The 22471-nt window shown below is 60.0% G+C and carries 19 protein-coding genes and 2 tRNA genes; 3 read left to right on the plus strand and 18 right to left on the minus strand.

The genetic code is table 11. The features are described from left to right. Positions 1–73: 73 nt before the first annotated feature. Positions 74–850, plus strand: coding sequence for an enoyl-ACP reductase FabI (locus EDC35_RS01845; RefSeq protein WP_132975156.1), 777 nt, complete (start codon positions 74–76; stop codon positions 848–850). A 265-nt stretch (positions 851–1115) separates the two neighbouring features. Here EDC35_RS01845 and EDC35_RS01850 read toward each other — a convergent pair whose 3' ends face one another. From EDC35_RS01850 to adk, 14 genes are all read right to left on the minus strand, one after another. Continuing rightward, positions 1116–3038, minus strand: coding sequence for a SurA N-terminal domain-containing protein (locus EDC35_RS01850; RefSeq protein ID WP_132975158.1), 1923 nt, complete (start codon positions 3036–3038; stop codon positions 1116–1118). 76 nt (positions 3039–3114) lie between these two features. Beyond that, a tRNA-Asp gene (locus tag EDC35_RS01855) sits at positions 3115–3191 on the minus strand. A gap of 38 nt (positions 3192–3229) precedes the next feature. Beyond that, positions 3230–3305, minus strand: a tRNA-Val gene (locus EDC35_RS01860). Positions 3306–3396: 91 nt separating this feature from the next. Next, positions 3397–3669 (minus strand): HU family DNA-binding protein, encoded by a 273-nt coding sequence (locus EDC35_RS01865; protein ID WP_132975159.1) that lies wholly within the window; start codon positions 3667–3669, stop codon positions 3397–3399. A 218-nt stretch (positions 3670–3887) separates the two neighbouring features. Beyond that, on the minus strand, positions 3888–6350 hold the full coding sequence (gene lon / locus EDC35_RS01870) for an endopeptidase La (protein WP_132975161.1): 2463 nt from the start codon (positions 6348–6350) through the stop codon (positions 3888–3890). 221 nt (positions 6351–6571) lie between these two features. Continuing rightward, a complete protein-coding gene (gene clpX / locus EDC35_RS01875) occupies positions 6572–7849 on the minus strand; it encodes an ATP-dependent Clp protease ATP-binding subunit ClpX (RefSeq protein WP_132975162.1) in 1278 nt (425 codons plus the stop codon). Positions 7850–8041: 192 nt separating this feature from the next. Continuing rightward, positions 8042–8686, minus strand: coding sequence for an ATP-dependent Clp endopeptidase proteolytic subunit ClpP (gene clpP, locus EDC35_RS01880; protein ID WP_132975164.1), 645 nt, complete (start codon positions 8684–8686; stop codon positions 8042–8044). A gap of 97 nt (positions 8687–8783) precedes the next feature. Then, entirely contained in the window at positions 8784–10079 is a 1296-nt protein-coding gene (tig, locus tag EDC35_RS01885; protein WP_132975166.1) for a trigger factor, read from the minus strand. Positions 10080–10235: 156 nt separating this feature from the next. Further along, the gene (hemN, locus tag EDC35_RS01890; protein ID WP_132975168.1) at positions 10236–11621 is read right to left on the minus strand and encodes an oxygen-independent coproporphyrinogen III oxidase; all 1386 of its coding nucleotides are present in this window, start codon (positions 11619–11621) and stop codon (positions 10236–10238) included. Positions 11622–11897: 276 nt separating this feature from the next. Next, a complete protein-coding gene (prmB, locus tag EDC35_RS01895) occupies positions 11898–12821 on the minus strand; it encodes a 50S ribosomal protein L3 N(5)-glutamine methyltransferase (protein ID WP_132975170.1) in 924 nt (307 codons plus the stop codon). A gap of 133 nt (positions 12822–12954) precedes the next feature. Further along, complete coding sequence (locus EDC35_RS01900; protein ID WP_132975172.1) at positions 12955–13440, minus strand: Rrf2 family transcriptional regulator; 486 nt, start codon at positions 13438–13440, stop codon at positions 12955–12957. Between the two features lie 198 nt (positions 13441–13638). Next, the gene (locus EDC35_RS01905; protein ID WP_165903320.1) at positions 13639–14169 is read right to left on the minus strand and encodes a DUF1249 domain-containing protein; all 531 of its coding nucleotides are present in this window, start codon (positions 14167–14169) and stop codon (positions 13639–13641) included. A gap of 123 nt (positions 14170–14292) precedes the next feature. After that, positions 14293–14664, minus strand: a complete 372-nt coding sequence (gene trxA / locus EDC35_RS01910) for a thioredoxin (RefSeq protein ID WP_132975174.1) — start codon at positions 14662–14664, stop codon at positions 14293–14295. Between the two features lie 23 nt (positions 14665–14687). Then, complete coding sequence (adk, locus tag EDC35_RS01915; protein WP_132975175.1) at positions 14688–15347, minus strand: adenylate kinase; 660 nt, start codon at positions 15345–15347, stop codon at positions 14688–14690. Between the two features lie 153 nt (positions 15348–15500). Here adk and EDC35_RS01920 point away from each other — a divergent pair, with 153 nt between their 5' ends. Continuing rightward, positions 15501–16718 (plus strand): AAA family ATPase, encoded by a 1218-nt coding sequence (locus tag EDC35_RS01920; RefSeq protein ID WP_132975177.1) that lies wholly within the window; start codon positions 15501–15503, stop codon positions 16716–16718. An 81-nt stretch (positions 16719–16799) separates the two neighbouring features. On the opposite strand, the gene EDC35_RS01925 is transcribed toward EDC35_RS01920, so the two are convergent. From EDC35_RS01925 to EDC35_RS01935, 3 genes are all read right to left on the minus strand, one after another. Further along, entirely contained in the window at positions 16800–17873 is a 1074-nt protein-coding gene (locus EDC35_RS01925; RefSeq protein ID WP_132975179.1) for a DUF2333 family protein, read from the minus strand. An 89-nt stretch (positions 17874–17962) separates the two neighbouring features. After that, the gene (locus tag EDC35_RS01930; protein ID WP_132975181.1) at positions 17963–19429 is read right to left on the minus strand and encodes a glycosyl hydrolase family 57; all 1467 of its coding nucleotides are present in this window, start codon (positions 19427–19429) and stop codon (positions 17963–17965) included. 50 nt (positions 19430–19479) lie between these two features. Next, positions 19480–20787: a polysaccharide deacetylase family protein gene (locus EDC35_RS01935; protein ID WP_243651363.1), complete on the minus strand. Its 1308-nt coding sequence runs from the start codon at positions 20785–20787 to the stop codon at positions 19480–19482. A 397-nt stretch (positions 20788–21184) separates the two neighbouring features. Here EDC35_RS01935 and EDC35_RS01940 point away from each other — a divergent pair, with 397 nt between their 5' ends. Further along, positions 21185–21508 carry a DUF2934 domain-containing protein gene (locus EDC35_RS01940; RefSeq protein WP_165903321.1) on the plus strand — a complete coding sequence of 108 codons (324 nt, stop codon included), beginning with the start codon at positions 21185–21187 and terminating at the stop codon, positions 21506–21508. A gap of 58 nt (positions 21509–21566) precedes the next feature. Here the strand turns inward: EDC35_RS01940 and EDC35_RS01945 are convergent, their stop codons facing one another. After that, positions 21567–22241: a DUF3334 family protein gene (locus EDC35_RS01945; RefSeq protein WP_132975185.1), complete on the minus strand. Its 675-nt coding sequence runs from the start codon at positions 22239–22241 to the stop codon at positions 21567–21569. Positions 22242–22471 lie beyond the last annotated feature (230 nt).

Here is a 22471-nt window from a genome sequence, read left to right on the forward strand (position 1 = left end):
CCTGCCACTCACAGAGGCTGCGGCTGATGCAGTGCGATTCTATCCCTAAACCGAACGGAAGAGACGATAAACCATGGGTTTTCTAGAAGGCAAAAAGATTCTGATCACCGGCGTTGCGAGCAATCGCTCCATCGCCTGGGGATGCGCCGAGGCCATGCATCGGGCGGGCGCGGAGATCGCCCTGACCTATCAGAACGAGAAACTCAAGTCGCGTGTCGAGGAGATGGCGGGCAAATGCGGCTCGGATCTGGTGCTGCCGCTTGATGTCGGCAGCGATCAGGAGATCGAGTCGATGTTCAAGGCGCTGGCCGAACGCTGGGACGGTCTCGACGCCATCGTTCACTCCATTGCCTTCGCCCCGCGCGAGCAACTGGAAGGCGATTATGTCGATGCTGTCACGCGCGAAGGTTTTTCCGCCGCGCATGACATCAGCTCCTACAGCTTCGCCGCGCTCGCCAAGGCCAGCCGGCCCCTGATGGCGGGACGCAATGGCGCGCTGGTCACCATGACCTATCTGGGCGCGGTGCGGGCGGTGCCGAATTACAACGTGATGGGTGTCGCGAAGGCCAGCCTGGAGGCGAACATGCGCTATCTGGCGGCATCATTGGGGCCACAGGGCACACGGGTCAACGCCGTTTCAGCCGGCCCCATCCGCACCCTGGCCGCTGCCGGCATCTCGGATTTCCGCGACATGCTGAAAAAGGTGGAAGAGCGCACGCCGCTGCGGCGCAATGTCACCATTGAAGAGGTCGGCAACGCCGCCGCCTTCCTCTGCTCCGATCTGGCATCGGGCATCACGGGCGACGTGCTCTATGTGGATACCGGTTATCACATCCTGGGACTTGGCTGATCCGGTCTGAGCCGGGATTGAACCGCAAAGACACAAAGGACGCAAAGGACACAAAGAAAAACAGGATGTTGCTGCCCTGTCTGGCTTCGCTCATCAAGCGAAGCCAGCGGTTGGGACAGGGCTAAAATCCTCCGTGTTCTTCACGCTCTTTGCGGTTCAACAGCTTTTTTAGCATCTTAAACCGCGCCAGCTCACAGGATCGTCGATGCAGCCAGGGCCGATCCAGCCCAACAATATCGCATACCGCACTGGGCGCGATTTAAGATCAAAGATCGACTTCGGCGCGGATCGACTGACGCTCAATCTTGGCGCGACCTTCCATGTCACGCAGCATCTCGGTATAGAGTTGCCGTCCCATGAGCTGAGAAAGCATGGAGGCTTCCGGCGCGATCTGCCCGCTATCGGCTGGCTTGATCTCACCATCCTGCACCTTCGTCAGCCGCACCACAACGGCATCGCCATTCTCCAGAACGGCCGTGCCGATGCTGGCGCCGCCATCGACTGGTGACGGGAGCCTGAAGGCCGTATCACGGACGGGGGCGGGCACCGTCGCCGCGTAGCGATCCACCAGACCGGGTTCTTCCGGTTTGATGCTTTCCAGCACGACAGACCAGTCGGCACCGTCACGGAGTTTCGCGGCAGCGGATTCGGCGGCAGCAACAGCTGCGGTGCGGGCTGACTGCTCACTGAGTTCGGCCTGGATCTCATCACGCACCTCAGCCAACGGCCTGACTGACGCCGCGCGATGGTCGATGACCCGCAGCACGACAGCCTGGAGCTGATCGCGTTCCGGCTCAATCAGATCGCTGTTGCTGCCCTGCGTCATCACCTCATCGCTGAATGCAGCGGCCGTCACCTTGGGTTGGGACAGGATGCCCTCCCCGCCCTCGCGACTGATCCAGTCGCTCTGCTGAATGGTCAGGCCCAAGGCCTGCGCCGCCGGCTCCAGACTGTCCGGGGACTCATAGATGATGGTGCTCAGACGTTCGGCCAGCTCATAGAATTGGGCATCCGAGCGTTGTTTGGCGAGTTCCGCGCGCAACTGTTCGCGTACCTCGTCGAACGGCTTGATCTGCGCCGGGACGATCTCCGTGACCTCGATCAGGTGATAACCGAAGCGGGTCCGCACCGGTTCGCTGATCTCGCCAACTGGAAGGGCGAAAGCGGCCTGCTCGAAGGCGGGCACCATGACCCCTTTGTCGATGATCCCCAGATCGCCACCCTTCGCGGCGCTGCCTGGATCTTTCGATTGGGTTTTCGCCAGTTCCTCAAAGGATTCACCGGCAACCAGACGCTCGCGAATGGCCGTGATGTCAGCCAGCACCTGATTGGCGGCTGCATCATCCGCATCCTCCGGGACGGTCAGCAGCAGATGCCTGACCTGACGACGCTCCGGCTGACTGAAGCGCGTTTGATCGGCATCGTAGCTTTGGCGCAGTTCTTCATCAGGAATCTCGGCCTTTGAAGCAAGCGCGCTGGCATCAAGCACCAGATAGGCCAGTTTGACCTGCTCCGGTGTTTGGAAACGCGCGGGATTGGCCTCGTAATAAGCCGTGATCGCCGCCTCATCAGGCGGCGCATCGGTCTTGAAATCAGCGACTGGAAAGCGTGCGTAAGCCAGCTCACGCTTCTGTTCGGCCAGACGCTGATACTGGGCGAGTTCCTCACGCGTGGCGAATTCGCTGGCAGCCACTGCGCGGATGAGCTGAGTGCCGGTCATCTGCTGACGCAACTGCGCCTCGAACATCACCGGGGTCAGACCCTGAAGTTGGAGGAGGCGCTCATAGGATTCGCGGTCAAAGCGACCGTCCCGCTGGAAAGCTGGTTCAGAAAGAATCTGGATCTGGATTTCCTGGTCGGAGACACGCAATCCCAAACGTCTCGTCACATCCAGCAGCAATATCTCCCGAATCATGTCATCCAGCACCTCGGAGCGCAGTTGCGCAGCCTCGAACAGGGCCGGATCATAGGCGGCACCCAGGCGTTCACGGAGTTCGATTCCGGCCTGCTGGACACGGCGATCCAGATCCCGCGCGGGGATCTCGACCCCATTGACCTTGGCCGCGATGGGTTCGCCACCGACACCCAGATAGGACTGAATGCCCCACAAAGCGAAAGGAATACTGATGAGTGCGACGATTGCCCAGGCGATCCAGCCCTGAGCGCGATCCCGGATGGTTTGCAGCATAGTGACAGGCCGAAACAGGGAGTGGGATGGACAAAAAAATGGGGTACCCTATGGATACCCCAATTTTCTCTTTTATTGGCGGAGCGGACGGGGCTCGAACCCGCGACCCCCGGCGTGACAGGCCGGTATTCTAACCAACTGAACTACCGCTCCAAAACTTTGGCTCCAGAACGCTGGCGCTCTGAACACCTTGGTGGGTGCTGCAGGGATCGAACCTGCGACCCTCGCCTTGTAAGGGCGATGCTCTCCCGGCTGAGCTAAGCACCCTTGCGAAGGACGGCTATTCTAAGACATCTTTCAGCAATTTGCCAGCTTTAAAACTTCTTGCTGAACATGAAGCGCCTTCGTTAAGAGCTGGTTATTGTACGGCGTCTTTCAGCGCTTTGCCAGCTTTAAATGCAGGTGTTTTGGATGCCTTGATCTCGATGGCCGCGCCGGTCTGCGGATTGCGCCCGGTGCGGGCCGCACGCTCTTTGACAGAGAAGGTGCCGAAACCGATCAGCGAGACGGTGTCCCCTTCTTTCAAAGCAACGGCTACGGAATCGGTCAAGGCATCCAAAGCGCGCGCGGCGGCGGTCTTGGAGATCTCTGCGGCATCCGCCATTTTTTCGATGATGTCCGATTTATTCATTTATTTCCCCTGTTTATTGCCTAGGTTTTCGCCAGTGACCTGCGTAGACACGCGACTATCGATCAACGCCTCTTTCGATGAAGCGGATCGGGCGCCCTGTCAGTCATTCCGGGGCGCCCCTGATCGTTGCTGCATGCTAAAACGGAGATCGCAGAAGGGCAACCCGCTTTTACTGTTCTCGCCCCGGCTGGCGGAACAGGTGTCTCGTCCCCCAACGATCAGTGATGCAGCCGCGCATTCTGGTCACGCGCGGGATCAAGCGCCGCATCATGTGCATCGACCTCCACGGTCACCGGATCTTCATCGTCGCCCCGCGTGCGGGTCGCCTCGGGACGCTCGGTGAGCGCCAGCTCCAGCACTTCATCGATCCAGCGCACCGGATGAATCTTGAGATGCTGCTTGATGTTTTTCGGGATCTCGGTGAGATCGCGCTCATTTTCGAGCGGTATGATGACCGTCTCGATCCCGCCGCGATGCGCTGCAAGCAGTTTTTCCTTGAGACCGCCGATCGGCAGCACCTCACCGCGCAGGGTGATCTCACCGGTCATGGCCACGCTTGAGCGCACCGGAATCCTGGTCAGCGCGGAGACCAGCGCCGTGCACATGGCCACGCCCGCGCTTGGACCATCCTTGGGCGTCGCCCCTTCCGGAACATGGATATGCACATCGAAGTTGGTATGGAAATCCAGCGGCAGACCCAGCGCATCGGCGCGCGAGCGAACCACCGTCATAGCGGCCTGGATGGATTCCTGCATCACATCGCCCAATTGCCCGGTGTAGGTGAACTTGCCCTTGCCGGGAACCAGAGCGGATTCGATCCGCAGCAACTCGCCGCCCACCTCGGTCCAGGCCAGCCCCGTCACCTGGCCGATCTGATCATGCTCGTCGGCACGGCCATAGCGGAAACGCTGCACACCGAGATACTTTTCCAGCGTCCTGGCGCTGACCGTCGTCGGCGCATCCCGTTTCTTGAGCAGCACCTCCTTCACGACCTTGCGACAGATCTTGGAGATTTCGCGTTCCAGATTCCGCACCCCGGCCTCGCGGGTGTAATGCCGGATGATGTCGCGCAGTGCGCTCTCGCGAATCACCAGCTCGCCATCCTTGAGGCCGTTATTCTTGGTCTGCTTGGGGACCAGATAACGCTCGGCAATGGCGACCTTCTCGTCTTCCGTATAGCCCGAGAGACGGATAACCTCCATGCGATCCAGGAGCGGCGGCGGAATGTTCAGGGTGTTGGCGGTGGCGACGAACATCACCTCGGAGAGATCGAAATCGACCTCCAGATAATGATCGGCGAAGGTGTGGTTCTGCTCGGGATCCAGCACTTCGAGCAGCGCCGAGGCCGGATCACCCCGGAAGTCCATCGCCATCTTGTCGATCTCGTCGAGCAGGAAGAAGGCGTTGCGCGAAGCGGCCTTGGACAGATTCTGGATGATCTTGCCCGGCAGCGCGCCAATATAGGTGCGCCGATGACCACGAATCTCGGCCTCGTCGCGTACCCCGCCAAGCGACATGCGCACGAACTTGCGGTTCGTCGCCCGCGCGATGGACTGACCCAGCGAGGTCTTGCCGACACCGGGCGGGCCGACCAGACAGAGGATCGGCCCCTTGAGCTTGCGCACCCGCTGCTGCACCGCGAGATATTCGAGGATCCGCTCCTTGACCTTTTCCAGACCATAATGGTCCTTGTCCAGGACGCCCTCGGCCACCTGGATGTCGTTGCGAATGCGGGTGCGTTTCTGCCAGGGCACACCGACCAGGGTATCGACATAGTTACGCACCACGGTCGCCTCGGCTGACATCGGCGACATCAGCTTGAGCTTGTTCAGCTCGGCCTGTGCCTTGCTCTTGGCCTCGCGCGGCATCCCGGCCGCCTCGATCCGCCGCGCCAGATCTTCGATTTCATTGGGTGCGGCATCCTCCAGCTCACCGAGCTCCTTCTGGATCGCCTTCATCTGCTCGTTCAAATAGTACTCGCGCTGATTCTTTTCCATCTGGCGCTTGACGCGCCCACGGATGCGCTTTTCCATCTGGAGCAGATCGTTTTCCGCTTCCATCAGGCCCATCAGATGCTCCAACCGGGCCTGCACGTCGATGATTTCCAGCACGCGCTGCTTTTCGTCGAGCTTGAGCGACATGTGGGCCGCCATGGTGTCGGCGAGCCGGCCTGCGTCGTCGATGCTGGCCAGCGAAGTGAGCACCTCCGGCGGCACCTTTTTATTGAGCTTGACGTATTGATCGAACAGCATCATCGCTGACCGCATCAGCACTTCCTGCTCACGGGCATCGGCATCCAGGGTTTCGTCCATCGGGTCGATGATCGCGGAAAAGGCGTCTTCCGTGGTCACAAAGCGCTTGATGCGGGCGCGGCGACTCCCTTCCACCAGCACCTTGACCGTGCCATCGGGGAGTTTGAGGAGTTGCAGAATATTCGCCAACGTACCGATTTCGTGCAGATCCTTAACGCCAGGATCGTCTACGTCGGCGCTTTTCTGCGCGATCAGCAGAATCTGTTTGTCGCTCGACATGGCGCCGTCGAGGGCGCGGATGGATTTGTCGCGCCCGACGAAGAGTGGAATCACCATATGCGGGTAGACAACCACATCGCGCAATGGCAGAACAGGCACATCTGCCGAAGACAGGGGTGCGGAATCAGAAGCAGTAGTATGTTGCGCCATGGAAACCCGTTCTCATTCAAGCAACATCCGCTGGTTTGACGGCAGAACTTGCCAAAACCGGCCAGCCCGCACATCGTTGCCGCAGATATCAGTGTGGTGGGGAAGATATAACTAAGAAATCAGGGCGAACAGCATCGCGTTCAACGATGCCGCTCGCCCTGACCTGAATGAATCCAGGCAATCTCACCAGGATGGCGTATCTGCACCTGGCGCGAAGGTCATCATTCCGCCCCGACGGCGGCCTGCTTCTCGATCCCGTCATAGATCAGGAGCGGCTTGTTTTCGCCAGCGATGACGGAGGAGTCAATCACGACCTTGCTCACATGATCCATTGACGGCAGATCGTACATGGTGTCGAGGAGCACCTGTTCCATAATGGTCCGTAAACCGCGCGCGCCGGTTTTGCGATCCATCGCCTTGTGCGCGATGCCGCGCAGGGCGTCGTCCCGAATCTCGATCTGCACCCCTTCCATCTCGAACAGCCGCGCATACTGCTTGACCAGCGCATGTCTGGGCTCGGTCAGGATCCGCATCAGCGCGGCCTCGTCGAGTTCATCAAGGGTCGCAATGACGGGCAGACGACCGACGAATTCGGGAATCAGGCCATAGCGGATCAGGTCTTCCGGTTCCACCGCGCTCAGGAGTTCGCCGATCTGGCGGCTGTCGTCCTTGCTATGGACATCCGCCGAGAACCCGATTCCGGTCTTGCGCGAGCGGTTCTGGATCACCTTGTCAAGACCAGCGAAGGCGCCGCCGACGATGAAGAGGATATTCGAGGTATCGACCTGGAGAAATTCCTGCTGCGGATGTTTGCGCCCACCCTGCGGCGGCACCGAAGCGACCGTCCCTTCGATCAGTTTCAACAGCGCCTGCTGCACACCCTCGCCCGACACGTCGCGCGTGATCGACGGGTTATCAGACTTGCGCGAAATTTTGTCAATTTCATCGATATAGACGATGCCGGTCTGCGCCTTCTCGACATCGTAGTCGCACTTCTGGAGCAGCTTCTGGATGATGTTCTCGACATCCTCGCCCACATAACCGGCCTCGGTCAGCGTGGTGGCGTCGGCGATGGTGAAGGGGACGTTCAGCAGACGGGCCAGGGTCTCGGCAAGCAGGGTCTTGCCGGAGCCGGTTGGCCCGATCAGCATGATATTGCTCTTGGCAATCTCGATGTCTTCCTTGGCGCCGGCTACTTCGAGACGCTTGTAATGGTTGTAGACCGCGACCGAGAGAACCTTTTTCGCCTTTTCCTGCCCGATCACGAATTCATCCAGACGCGCATTGATCTCGCGCGGTTTGGGCAGATGAGTCGTGGTCTCATCGACGCTCTCCTGCATCTCCTCACGGATGATGTCGTTGCAGAGTTCAACGCATTCGTCGCAGATGAAGACGGAAGGACCGGCAATGAGTTTGCGGACTTCGTGCTGGCTCTTGCCGCAGAACGAACAGTAAAGCAGTTTGCCTTCGTCGCTCTTGCCGTGATTGTTTCCACTCATTGAGGATAGGTCTCCGGGGGGTCGGTTGGGGGCGCGAATCCAGTCGTCCCGAGCGATGCCAGCTCAATCATAACGGTTTGAATATAGATGGCAAGACAGTTAAACACAGAGGATGCCATGCGTCACGGAATCGTGGCGCATGAGAGAACCAGCAGACTTGACGGGAACCGGCAGCAGGCGAAAGCGCCAGCTTCAGGTCTTGGCGGGGGCCGGGCCACGTTCGGTGATAACGGTATCGATCAGACCATATTCACAGGCGGCCTCTCCACTCATAAAGCGATCACGATCAGTATCTTCAGCGATCTTCTCGATCGGCTGGCCGGTGTGATGGGACAGGATCTGATTCAGCCGCTCGCGGATATAGAGGATCTCGCGTGCGTGGATCTCGATATCGGTTGCCTGACCCTGAAAACCGCCCAGCGGCTGATGAATCATCATGCGCGAATGTGGCAGACAGAAACGCTTGCCCTTGGCCCCACCCGCGAGCAATAGCGCACCCATGCTGGCTGCCTGTCCGATGCACATGGTGCTGACATCAGGACGCACGAAGCGCATGGTGTCATAGATCGCCAGCCCCGCCGTGACCGATCCACCGGGCGAATTGATGTAGAGATGAATATCCTTGTCGGGATTCTCCGACTCCAGGAACAGCATCTGCGCCACCACCAGATTGGCCATATAGTCCTCGACCGGGCCAACCAGAAAGATCACGCGCTCTTTCAGCAACCGCGAATAGATATCGAACGAGCGTTCACCACGCGCCGTCTGCTCGACGACGATGGGAACCAGCCCGAGCCCCTGGGGCTGCCAGTCGGTATGACTCAGAGGATTGCTCATGGTTTGGCCTTTCACCTGTTAGTGAATTCATCAAGCAGGGCCGGGCAGCCCAGGAATGGCCGCGCCGCTGTCACGCGGCACTGGCCATCGACCGCAATCAACCTGCCGAGGCGGGGCTGGTCAGATCTGTAAAACCAATGGTCTCGTCTTCGACCGTCACCTGAGTCAGCACCAGCTCGACAACCTGTTCTTCCAGTACCACCGTTTCCACCGTGCCAAGACGGTTGCGATCACTGTAGTAATAATCGATCACCGCCTGGGGATGCTCATAGGTCGCTGCCAGTTGCTCGACCCGCTCACGCACCCGCGCCGCATCCACTTTCAGCTCATGGTCCTTGATGATCTTGCCGAGAATCAGCCCCAGCGCCACCCGGCGACGCGCGCCTGACTCGAACAGCGAAGCCGGCAGGTTCAGTTTGCCGCCACCCAGCGCCTGCCCCATCTGCTCGGCCATCGACTGCATCTCGCTCTGCACCGGCGCCTGGGGCAGATCAATTGGATTGGCCTCGAACAGCAGATCCATGACCTGCTCCTTGGTGCGCGCTTCCAGGCGCTGCTTTAACTCACGTTCCATGTTGGCGCGCACATCGGCCCGAAAACGCTCGATATCGCCATCTTCAACGCCGAACGCCTGCGCAAACTCGGCATCAACCTCCGGCAAACGCGGTTCGGACACCTCATCCAGCGTGACCTCGAAGCGCACCGGCTTGCCGGCCAGATGGGCGGCCTGATAGGGGTCGGGGAAGGTCAGGTCGAGTGTCCGCTGCTCGCCAACACTCGCGCCGGTCAGCCCGTCCTCGAATCCGGGAATCATGCGTCCCGCGCCAAGCTCCAGCTTGAAACCGGAGCTGGCGCCGCCCTCGAAGGCTTCGCCATCCACTGTGCCAGCGAAGGAAATCGTGATCTGATCGCCACTCTGGCAGGGCCGCTCGACGGCTATCCAGGTCTTGCGCTGATTGCGCAGGCGCTCGATCATTTCCTCCAGATCGGCATCCGTCAGCTCGCAAACCGGGCGTTTGAGCACCCGATCCGACAGCGATGCCAGATCGAATTCAGGCATCACCTCAAAAATGGCGGTAAAACCGAACCGCTGCGCGTCCAGATCGATATCCGGCTCGATCTGCGGCATCCCGGCTGGATTCAGGGATTCCTGAGTCAGTGCCTCAAGAAAACTGGACTGCACCTGTTCGCCAAAGACCTCCTGGCGCACACGGTCTTCAAAACGCTGACGCAGAAGCCGCATCGGCACCTTGCCGGGACGGAAACCGGGCAATCTGGCGCTGCGCGCAAGCTGCTGCAAACGCTTTTCGACCTCAACCGTGATCTGTTCGAAAGGCAGATCGATCTTCATCCGCCGTTCGAGCCCCTCGCCCGCTTCCACCGAAACTTGCATTGACTGTCTCCCGTCGGCGCCGCGTAGATGATGCGCCCCCGACGTTGCTGAATTTCTGGCACGGGCACCTTGCCCGCACCCTTAAAAGCCGGTCAGTATAGCCTGTGCGCCACGCTGGCTCCAAGCGCCACGGGACGCCAGCGGCGCCAGCCGCGATCAAATCACCTTGGAGAAACCGATCGGCCCGGTCTTGGTCGCCAGATAGGCATCGAAGGCCATGCAGATGTTGCGCACCAGCAGACGACCGCGCGGCAGGATGCGGATTCTGTCGGCCTCGATCTCGACCAGGCCGTCATCGGCCATATCCTTGAGCTTGGCCAGACTCTCGGCGAAATACTCGGCGAAGCGGATGTCCCAGGCGGCTTCGACGGCGTGAATGTCCAACTGGAAGTGACAGATCAGCTTGGTGATGACATCACGGCGAATCAGATCATCGCGGTTCAGCTCAATCCCACGGAACACCGGCAGACGACCGGCGTCGAGGTCGGCGTAATACTCGGCCAGCTCACGGCGGTTCTGACCATAGGTGTTGTCGATCATGCCGATCGAGGTCACACCGATACCGATCAGGTCGCAGTCGGCGTGGGTCGAGTAGCCCTGGAAATTGCGGTACAGGGTGCCGGCCTGCTGGGCCAGCGCCAATTCGTCGTCCGGGCGCGCGAAGTGGTCCATGCCGATATAGACATAACCCGCCTCGGTCAGACGCGCGATGGTCGACTGGAGGATGTCGAGCTTCACCTCAGGTGCTGGCAGATCGGCTTCGCTGATCCGACGCTGCGCCTTGAATCGCTCCGGCAGATGGGCGTAGTTGAAGATCGAGAGACGCTGCGGATTGACCTCGATGATGCGTTCCAGGGTCTTGCCGAAGCTCTCGACCGACTGGAAGGGCAGCCCGTAGATCAGATCGATGCTGGTGGAGCGGAAGCCCTCGGCAAGCGCCGCCTCCAGCACCGTCATGGTCTGTTCTTCGGTCTGGAAGCGATTGACGGCGGCCTGCACGCGCGGATCGAAGTCCTGCACGCCGAGACTCATGCGGTTGAAACCGATGCGTCGCAGCAGCTTGACGGTGGAGGCATCGGCCTCGCGCGGATCGATCTCGATCGAGAACTCACCGACATCGTCTCCGGCCAGGGTGAAATGACGGCGCGTCACATCCATCAGCTCGGTCATCTGGTCATGGCTGAGGAAGGTCGGGGTGCCGCCGCCCCAGTGGAGCTGCTCCACCTGACGCGACCTGTCGAACAGCGCCGACTGCATTTCCAGCTCGCGGTAGACGCGTTCCAGATAAGGCGGCGCCAGCGAGCGATCCTTGGTCGCGATCTTGTTGCAGGCGCAGTAGAAGCAGACCGTGTCGCAGAAGGGGATATGAAAATAGATCGAGAGCGGTCGCCCGCTCTGGTTGCTGCGTGCGCAGGCGACCTTGTAGGCGGCCTCATCGAAGGCCTCGTCGAACTCGACCGCCGTCGGATACGAGGTATAGCGCGGACCGCTCTGGTCGTAGCGACGAATCAAATCGAGATCGAAAGAAACACCTTGCTCCACCGTTCACTCCTCCAGCCGGCGGGAGGAATCGAGCCCCCGCGCGACATCAAATCGTAAAGCCTGTTCAGGCCGATCATCCCACTCACAGCGAGGGTGTTGCCGGGCTGTTCAAGCAGGGTCTAAATTTTTGACAGGATTAACAGGATTTTTTAAATCGCTGTTTTTAATCCTGTTAATCCTGTTAATCCTGTCTAAATCAACGACCTGATTCAGGTGTCAGGTTTCCAGGACATCACCTAAAGCCCGTCCCGTCGGCTGACTCGCCGACGCACAGGCTCATGCCGTGAGCGCCTCTTCGATGTGCGTCTGATACTGCACAAGCTGTTCGCGGGTGAGGAGAAAGACGCCCTCGCCGCCACGCTCGAACTCCAGCCAGGTAAAGGGCACGCCCGGCAGGCGCTGTTCGAGCGCGGGAGCGGAATTGCCGACCTCGACAATCAGAATGCCGTCATCGGTCAGATAACGCGCCGCCTCATAGAGAATGCGCGCCACCAGATCGAGACCATCCTCACCGCCGAGCAGGCCGAGTGACGGCTCGTTATGATATTCGGCCGGCAGGGTGTCAAACTCAGCGCGCGAGACATAGGGCGGATTCGAGACGATGACATCGTAGCGACTCCCCGCCAGAGAGACGAAGAGATCGGATTCCAGCACCCGCACCCGATCCCCGACCCCATGACGCTCGACATTGAGCCGCGCGACCTCCAGGGCGGACGGCGAAATATCGACCAGATCCACATCCGCATCCGGCAAATGGACAGCGGCGGCGATGCCGATGCAGCCGCTGCCGGTACAGAGATCCAGGACGCGACCGATACTTTCGGCATCGATCCAGGGGTCGAATCCGGCCTCGACCAGCTCCGCAATCGGGGAGCGCGGCACCAGGACGTGCTGATTGACCGCGAACGCCAGCCCGGCAAACCAGGTGCGACCGGTGAGATAGGCGGCGGGAAGACGCTCGACGACCCGCCGCTCGATCAGATCGGAGATCACGACCCGTTCCGCCGGGGTCAAACGGCAATCGCGGAAACCCGCCGGCAGCCCGGGCTCCAGGTGCAGCCCGCTCAGCACCAGATGAGCGGCCTCATCAATGGCATTGTCGGTGCCGTGCCCGAAATGGAGACCGGCAGCATTGAATCGACTCGCGCCCCAGCGCACGAAGTCCTGAATCGTCATCAAACCGTCAGGCTGTTCTGCCATAGCGAATATCAGTCAGTTGAATCCTGGATGAAGGATCTGGACGCGCGGCAGACTGGCCGCGCCGGGTAAGAGGATAAGCATAACACCGCCGGGGGAGCATTTTCAGCCCAAGCTGAGGGTTCCTTGCCGGAGATCAGGCGGCACGGCGCTTTCGATGCTCCTCCAGATCCGGATTGGGCGTCACCTCGACCGGAGGCGCCAGCACGGCTCCGCGATCCTGCCCGCGTTCGACCAGATCCTGGAGCGAAATATCGCTCAGAAAACGAAAGATTTCATCGCTCAACTGATCCCAGAGATGATGCGTCATGCAACGCTGGCCCTCGCGGCAGTTTTCGCGTCCGCCGCAGCGGGTGAACTCGACCCACTCGTCCACTGCGCAGATGATGTTCGCGATGGAGATCTCGTCCGGCTCTTTCCCGAGATAGTATCCGCCCCCCGGCCCACGCACGCCGCGCACCAGCTTTTTCGCGCGCAGCGCCGCAAACAACTGCTCAAGGTAGGACAGTGAAATCCCCTGACTGGCCGAAATATCCGCCAGTGTGACGGGGCCCTTGCCGGCATGCAGCGCAAGTTCGAGCATGGCGGTCACCGCATATCTGCCTTTCGTCGAGAGTCTCATGGTTCGTTTGCCTGCAACAGGTTAGGTGGTTGATCCGGCCGGCGTGTTCATCGCCTTGACCCCCATCGACTAAATCAGTCGGGAATCGTGCCATTTCAATATGTAGGCATTTTCTCTGTCGGCAATTTGCCCACACGCCAGACGGACAAAATTTGTTCGGGATGGGGCTCGATGACCGGTCAGTGGCTGCGAACCGGCTCAGCCTGAGGTTTGTACCGCTTCGGTACAGGCGGGCATGAGGACATGACCACCAGATGTTGAGGCCGTCAACCGCGCACAGGAATCAAAGCAATGTCCCTGATCAAGACAGAAAGTCAGCCATTTGGCGAGAAAGAGGTTTGCCTGCCATTTATCCAGCAGCGCCGGGTGCCGGTAGCGGTCAGGTCTTGACCAGAGCGATTGCCGGAGATCCAGCAGTTCGACCTGGCAGGCGTCGTGATAGATCCGCAGACGCGCGTCGGGCTCCGGATGCGGATTGACGCCAGCGGACACCTCGAAAAAATAGGTCAGGCGCACTTGCGTGGTATAGCGCGCCTGTTCCTGAATCTCCAGATGCAGATCCAGACAGCCGGGGCGATGAGAGGTGAGACGACCCGCATCATGACGAAGTCGTGGCGCCAGACGCCGCAGCAGGCCGTAATTCTCCTCGCAGAGACTCATGAGGGCGCCCACATTGGGGCGCCCCAAGAGCAGAGCAGGCGCAGAACAGGGATGCCAGGGGCGCTGCATGAGGCCGCTTTCAGGCCATGCCGTCAGGCATGACAGGACTCAGCCCGGTCATACGCGACGACTTGCCTGCCCGATCCTGTCTGTCGCCATGGCGCGCATTCACTCACTCGCAAGATCGCCAGTTCAGGCCTGATTGGCAGCTTGTCCGGCGATCTGGCGCTTCACATCCGCCATATCGAGTTCGCTGGCTTTGGCGAGCAGTTCACGCAAGGCGCCTTCCGGCAGCGCACCGGCCTGAGAAAAGATGATGATCTGCTCACGAAAAATCATCAGAGTGGGAATGGAGCGGATCTGAAAATGTCCCGCAATCGCCTGATGCGCCTCGGTATCGACCTTGGCGAAGAGGATGTCGCCGAAATCCTGCGATACCTTGTCATAGATCGGCGCGAATGAGCGACAGGGACCGCACCAGGGCGCCCAGAAATCGACGATCACGAAATCGTGGTCCTGAATGGTCTGTTCAAAGTTGGCGGTTTCGAGTTCGACGACGGCCATGATGGTTTCCCATGAAAAACGGTTTAAAGCGCGCCGAGTTGCTCGATGATGCGCCCACGAATCTCCTCAACGGTCCCGATGCCATGCACCTTGATGTAAGTCGGCGCACCCGCGCCACCTTCCGCCGCCCATGACGAATAGTAACCGATCAGGGGCTCGGTCTGGTCGTGATACACCTTCAGGCGCGCCTTGACGGTCTCTTCCCGGTCATCGTCACGCTGAATCAATGGCTCACCCGTTTCGTCGTCCCGACCCTCGGCCTTCGGCGGATTGAACACGACATGGTAGGTTCGTCCAGAAACCAGATGCACCCAGCGCCCCGACATGCGGAGGATGATCTCCTCGTCCGGGACATCGATCTCAACCACGGCGTCGATCGCGACACCGGCATCTTTCAGCGCATCCGCCTGAGCCAGGGTGCGCGGGAAGCCGTCAAAAAGAAAGCCATTGCGGCAATCCTCATCGGCGATCCGCTCCTTGACCATCCCGATGATGATGTCGTCGGAAACCAGACCGCCTTCGTCCATGATCTTCTTCGCCGCCCTGCCAAGCTCGGTGCCCTGTTTGACGTGCGCCCGCAGCATATCGCCAGTGGAGATCTGCGGAATATTGAAATGCGCCTTGATGAAGCCGGCCTGAGTGCCTTTGCCGGCGCCAGGGCCGCCGAGTAAAATGATACGCATGGTGTTGAGTTCCTCGTTGCGTGATGAGTCGTCGGCGAAGTGTGCCACAGCCGGCAGGGGCGCGACCACTCGATCTGGACGAAAGCGAAGAGGATGGCTGTCGCCTGATACAATCCCGGCCATGATTCGTTGTTGAAGCGGCCAGCAGGGCTCATGACTTCCGCCATCTCCGAGACCGAGCTATCGACACACGCACATCCTGTTGTGACGGGCAAACTCAGCTATCTGGATTTCTTCGGGTTGCAAGCGCCCCCGTTTCGCAACGCCTCGGGTGTCTCTGATCCCTTTTTCAATCGAACTCTGCGCAGCGCGCAGGAGCGTATCGATGCCGCCCTGGATCGCCTGGATAGCGGGCTGATTATCGTCAATGGCGAGGCGGGCGCGGGAAAAACAACCCTGGTCAATCATCTGGCCAATCGTCGCGCCGCTCATTCGGTCGTCGCCAGGATCAACCACATGACCCTGGATGAACCGTCCTTTTTACAGACCCTGCTCCTGGCCTTCGGGCGACGCCCGGATGCACGCACCCGGAACTCGTCCCTGGCCGACCGCTTCAGCGATTTCCTGTGCGAGCAGGAACAGGCCGGACGCGCCGTGATCCTCGTCATTGACGAGGCGCAGAATCTCAAGACCGGCGTTCTGGAATGGCTGCCGCGACTCATGACATCCAGAGAGGAAATGCCGACACGGTTTTCCATCATCCTCGTGGGCCAGGACACATTCTGCCGCACCCTGGCGCTGCATGTCGGCAGGTCTTTCAAGCAGTTCATCCGCGATCAGATCTATCTGACGACACTCGACCTTGCCGATACCGGTGCCTATATCCGGCACCAGATGAAAACAGCCGGTTACGGGCCGCAGACGCTCTTCACCGAGTCGTCCGTGCGACACATTCATCTGCATACAGGGGGCAGTTTTCGACGCATCAACACGCTCTGCGATTTCGTGCTCTTCAATGCCTGTCAGCGGGGCGTCTGTCGCGTGACCCCGGAACTGGTGGGGGCAACCCTCAAAGCCCTGCAATGGCAGTCAACCGACGACGCCGGGCAGACTTCAACCGCATCCGGTACAAAGCCGCCTATCGCCACACTGATTCTGGAGTTCGACAACAATGCGACGTTCCCACTCAGCAAGCCAACCGTCAGCATCGGGCGTGCCGCAGACAACGATCTCTGCATTCGCGACCTGAGAGTCAGCCGCTACCACGCCCGGCTCCTCGCCTTGCCGCACGGCATCTGCATTGAGGATTTGGGCAGCACGAATGGCGTCCATGTCAACCAGACGCCAGTGCAGAAGCAGGTCTTGCAGGATGGCGACTGCATCACCATCGACACGCACCGCATCCGCTTTTCGCAGCCAGACAGACGTTGAGAATCGCGGTGAAGATCGTCGCGCGCTCAGGATGGTGCTGACCGGACGTGCTTCGATACGGGCACGTCCGGCAGAACCGCCTCAACCCTGTTCGAGAAGTTTACGCAGGTCGATGATCGCGGCATTCGCGCGCGAGATATAAGACGCCATGACCAGTGAGTGATTACCCATTGGTCCAAAGCCGGTGCCATTGAGGATCATGGGGCTCCAGATGGGGTTCTGGGTGTTGCGCAGCTCACGCCCGATCTGTTGCAGCGACACCAGCGCGCCCTTGCCCACGAGCACGGACTCGAAATCGATCTCCATCGCCTGCAGGGTATGCAGCAGCGCCCAGGTATAGCCGCGCGCCTCAAAAAAGACATCGTCGATCTGCATCCAGGGGGTTTTATTGCTGATCTGCTGCGGCGCCGATCTCGCCTGGGTGGCGTTCGGATCACCCGCAAGATCGGTATTGAGATGCGCCTGACCCACGGCATAGGACAGCCGCTGTGCCAGATTGCCGAGACGTTTTTCGACCAGCCCCAGATACATCCCCAGGTTATCGGCGCGGGCGAAAAACTGGCCATCCGCCCTGTTGTCGTCAGCGAGACGCTCGAAGTAGCGCTCAAGCGCAGTCAGCCCCTTGCCATATTCCGATTCGGTCGAGGGCAGGATCCAGGACTGGGAGTCGTAATTGAACTGGGGTTGGGCAACCTGCAGATCCTTGTCTTCAACCGATTGCGACTGGGCGCGGCTGAAGTGATTGCGCAGCGAATCCGCCAGATCGCGCAGCTCGGTCAAAGCGCCGAATTCCCAATTCGGGATGTTGTCCAGATAGATGCCCGGCGGGGTCTTGTCATTCATCAGATAGCCGCCCGGCTTGTCCAGCAGGGTCTCAGCAATGCCGATCGCGGTCGCGGTCGTGTAGGTGCCGGGCACCAGGCGGCTCTCGTCTCCCTTGACCATCTCCAGCGCATTCTCGCGCACATCAAAAAGGCTGGGCGAGCGCGACCAGACGATACCCAGGATCAGGACGATGACGAGGTAAGTGACGAAAAAGAGACCGACCGTCCACCAGAGACCCTTTTCTTTCCACATACGCGGGTCATAGAGGGTGACGACTTGAGAGACCTTCTTGGTTAAAGCCGGCTTTTTCAGTGAGGCGTGAATATCCATTGTTTTCTCTTTAAAAGTAGATTCATGAAGGCGTGGAGGGTGCCCGGTGACAGCACCTGAATTCGGAACGAACCGACCGCTTCAAGGCATCAGGCGAAACCCTGACGCACGATGTCATCGACCCGTCGGCAGATCTCCCGCGCATAATCGGTCCAGAGCCCCTGCCCCCAGTAACGGTAACAACTGGTTTGGGAGGCCATGAGATGAAAGAGCGCATTGCGGTAACGCGGATCATCGGTCGGCGTACCGGGTTGCAGAACCCTGTCGTGGAAGAGCGCGCTGACGGCATCCATCGGACCCAATACATTCTCATAACCCTTGACCCAAGACAGGTCACTGGTCCAACTGCCACCTTCCATATGAAAGCGGCCGTCCTCCTGTTTGAGTTCGGCGATTGTGCTGGCCAGCTTCTCGGGACCGTCGCCGGGCTGCATGCGCGCCCAGATGCGATCCTGGAACAGCGGCTGGATCTCAGTGAAATCGCTCTCCTTGACCCCCATCGCGAACAGATGTTCCAGATATTCGCTGACATTCATCATGGGGGTCGCGGTGTGACTGGACAGCGCAACCACTTCCATGAATTTGCCGGGGAATTCGTTCATCATGACCCCGCCGTTCTCACCGTCGGCGATCTGGGTCACGAGAGGCGGGATTGAATGCCCGGCCAGTTTAACACGATCAAGCCCCTGCGCTTCGTACCAGGGCTGCATCTGGGCCACCAGCTTGGTGTCCGAGCCCTGGGTCTTGATGATGGCGATGATGCTCGCGGTCTCGCCTTTGGAGTTGGTGCAGACCAGACGGTGCGGGATGTGCGGCTGCTCCGGATGACGCCCGTTGCTGACCTGCTGGACGGTGTGCTCCTGAATCAGCACCCATTGAAAGCCGCAATCGACCAGGGTTTTGACGAACTCATAGGCCACATCGGGATGATTCGGCAGGGCCATCTCGGAGGGCGAGAAACCGCGCACCCGTTCCAGCGCCTCCCAGCCGAAAATCGCGGCGAAATGATGCTGGAAGGCGCGTACATGCAGCCGGTAATCCTGCACCGGCGTGGATGGCGCGACCGCATGACCCCAGGGCATCCCCAGCCATTCGGCGGCCCAGTTGTAGTCCGGGTTGCAGGTGATGGTCTTGAGCGCATCAATCACATGATCCTCGCCCATCTTGCGCAGGCCGTGCAGCAGGGTGCCCGAGTATTCGAGCATGCAGCGCGGCGACTTCCCCTCGCTGATCAGCTGCGGGATGAACTCGCCGATCCGCTTGTAGCACCAGACAAAAGCCGGCGCGTTGTAGTTATCGCCGATGTGCTGATTGTGCATCATGTACTGGAGATTGCTGATCAGCGCAGCCGTGCGCAGATCGTCACCACCCGCCGGGATCAGCGGCTGATGCTGATGCAGGGCGATGGCGGTCGCGGCGCGGATGGAGCCGAAGTCGATTCCGCCGCGCCCGGCGAACAGGGCGCGCCCGCGTCCACGCGCGACGACCTGCTCCAGATCGGCTTCATGGCCGGAGAGGTTCGGGACATCGCCGATGTATTCGGGTAATTGGTTCACTTGGGAACTCCTTGATTAAAACGAAATGGATGCGGGAACACAGACAGCCTTCAGTCCGGACGGGCATGCGCCATCACATCCGGGCCATCCGGACGCTCACCTGACTGATCGGTCGAAATCGGCGGCGCGGATTCGGTGATCGTTTCCGCAGGCTCTGCCGTGACGGCTTCTCCCGAGGGTTCAAGACTGACCCCGACCCGCGCCAGCACCGCCTGGGTGGACGCCAGATCGGCCTCGGCGCGCGGCACCCAGTCCTCACCCCAATAGAGATTGCAGCTCGTCTCCGCGCGCAGCAGCAACCCGAGCGCCTCGTCGAGGGATTCGGCATAGGGTCCATCGTCGAGACCATGCTCGCCAGCGAACCAGCGGGCGTCATGGACCGCCCGACTGACTCGGGCGAACTCGGCCACCGCCTGACGCTGCCGCTCCGATCCAGTCCACTGGGTGAAATCACGGCCATGATGCCAGCCGGTATTCCAGGCGCCGGTGCGCACCCGCACCTCGCCATGCGCGCCATGCGTATCGAGATAATCGCTGATGAAGGTCGGCGCCACACCTGACTGACCAGCGGCGACCCGCTCCAGCAGCGGCAGATAGAAGGCGCTCCAGAAGTTGGCCCCCTCGGTCACATTGCGGAACCAGCCCCCATTCTCGCCGTCAGTGCAGGTCGTCACCAGCGGCGGAAAATCGCACCATTTGGTGCGCTCGGCCACCTCACTCAGGAACCAGTCCAGATCCATGCCCGATTCCTGCGCGTCCGACAGCTCGCGATCACGCACGATCACGGTGATCTCGGCGTCGCCATAACGGGCGATATGGGGGCGATAACGCATCTCCTGCCAGCTCATCTCGTTCACGGGTTCGATATGTTCGCTGTCCACCAGCACATAGCGATAACCGAAGGCGCGCAGCAGCGGAATCAGCTCCATCGAAAAGCCCATTTCAGGCGGCCAGAAGCCCTGAAAACGCGGTCGCCAGAGCAGATGATGAGCGATGCCAAGCCAGCGTTGCAGATGTTCTTTACGGTCGGCCTCCGGGATCAGCGGCAGCACCGGATGGTAATAGCCGGTCCCCAGAACCTCGAACAGCGACTGATTCTGAAGATGCCAGAGCAGCGATCCGCAATCCACGATGCCGTAAACCTGCTGCTGAAAGGTCGGATCGGACAGGGTCTCCAGCAGGGTTCCCGAGAGCGACAGATGCACGCGGGCATGCGCTTCATGGCCCCACAGGCTGCGCGGAATGCGATCCAGGGCAAAGAGGATCTCACGCGCCTCCCAGTTCTGGTTCTCCAGCAGATCCTGAAGATTGCCGGGGGGCTGGTGGAGATTCAGTACGAGTGCATGATGAGCGATCATCGAGACGAAATCCGGTCGGTGATGGATAGGGGGAGAATACCAAACCACACCCTCAAGACCCACTACAGCGCCATGAACAGACCGCCGATCAGGCGACGCGCATCGGATTCTCGCGCGCAAACGGCGAACCTCCCTGGAATTATGTGTATGCTATGGTGGTCCAACACATGGCTGAGTGAAGACTTCTGAGATGATCGCCTGACCAATGGGGCGCAGGCGATGACATTAACGAAAGAAAACCAGAATCCAAGAGGCGGCGAACGCGATGGCTGAAAACAAGATCGTAACCAGGAAAACAGCGGCTAAAAAACCGGCCCAGAGCAAGACGACAGCCCCCCCGGAGTCCACCAGCAAGACAGCGGCTCAGTCGGTTCGCAGCCCTTCGACTGCAAAAAAGATGGCTTCTCCTGCGGCCACGGCAAAGAAGGCTCCCGACGCCCCACAAACCCCGCAGGCCGAGCCGGCCGCCAAAAAAACGACCGCTCGCAAAAAGACGACCGCTGGCGCCGCTGCCCGCTCGGCGCATCGGGAGAATCCGGGCAGCCTCAAACAGCTTGCCACGGTCACGCCCGAGCAGAGGCAGAAAATGATTGAGGAAGCGGCTTTTTACAAGGCCGAAAAGCGCAACTTCGCGCCCGGTCATGAGCAGGAGGACTGGACCGACGCTGAACGCGAGATCGATGATCTCATCGCACGCGCCAGGGCGATGACCGGCGCCTGAGAGTCTGTCCGTCAACGCGCACCGATCCCAGGCGGCAGATCGGCGCGCCTGCCAGCCCTTACAACCCCAGTTCGTCCAGAAACGCCGCGTCAATCAGCGCCTGCTGATCCGCTGTCACCGTCTCGGGCGCCTGCCGGGCCTGCTCCTCCACGATCCGATCCGGATCAACCTCTTCCTGTTCAAAATCATGGAGCTTGATGAACTCGGTCTTGTCCATCGCCAGCTCCAGATAGAAGACATTGCGGCGCGCCGTGGTGAATGACACCCGCCGCGACTGTGCCCGGTCCAGATTCGTATCGATACTGACCATGACCTCCTTGTTGATGGTGAGCATCTTGGGCTGATTCTGGTTGATGGAGACCATCAGCTCATGCCCGACATTGCCGGTAAAGTCGCCCACGATCTGATTCATCAGTTCGCCCAGCATGTTGCCGACTTCATCGGTGGTGTGCTGGGTCGCCAGTTCGGACTCCGGCATACCCATGTTCATCATGTAGGCACGATAGAGTTCCATCGCGGACTGCGCCGAGAAATTGATGATGACCAGACCGGAAAAACCACCGTCGAACAGCACGAAACAGCCAATATCGGGCCGCAGACAGGTGCGCGTGATGCGTTGCACCATGGGGGAATAGCTGATCTGGGTTTTGGTTGCGGTCGAAAGCACCTTTCTTACGGAGCCGCACAACATCACCAGGATGTCATCGGTCGATAGCGTCTTTGTCTTTGCCACCAGTTTCGATCTCAACAGGATTGAAATTTAGACCCCTCATTCATGAGGTCGCCACCCCGCAGCACTGATGGAAGCCGGCCGGACAGGCCTGCCAGCGACCATTCATTTTCCATTCAGGATGTGCCCGCCCCGGAACTGTAACACGACCCGGCCTGGATCGGCTCCGTTCACCAGACAGTGATTCATGACGGAATGATGACTGTTTCGCGACATTTTCGTGACAATCAGCT

This window comes from Thiobaca trueperi (assembly GCF_004342175.1).
GTDB lineage: Bacteria > Pseudomonadota > Gammaproteobacteria > Chromatiales > Chromatiaceae > Thiobaca > Thiobaca trueperi.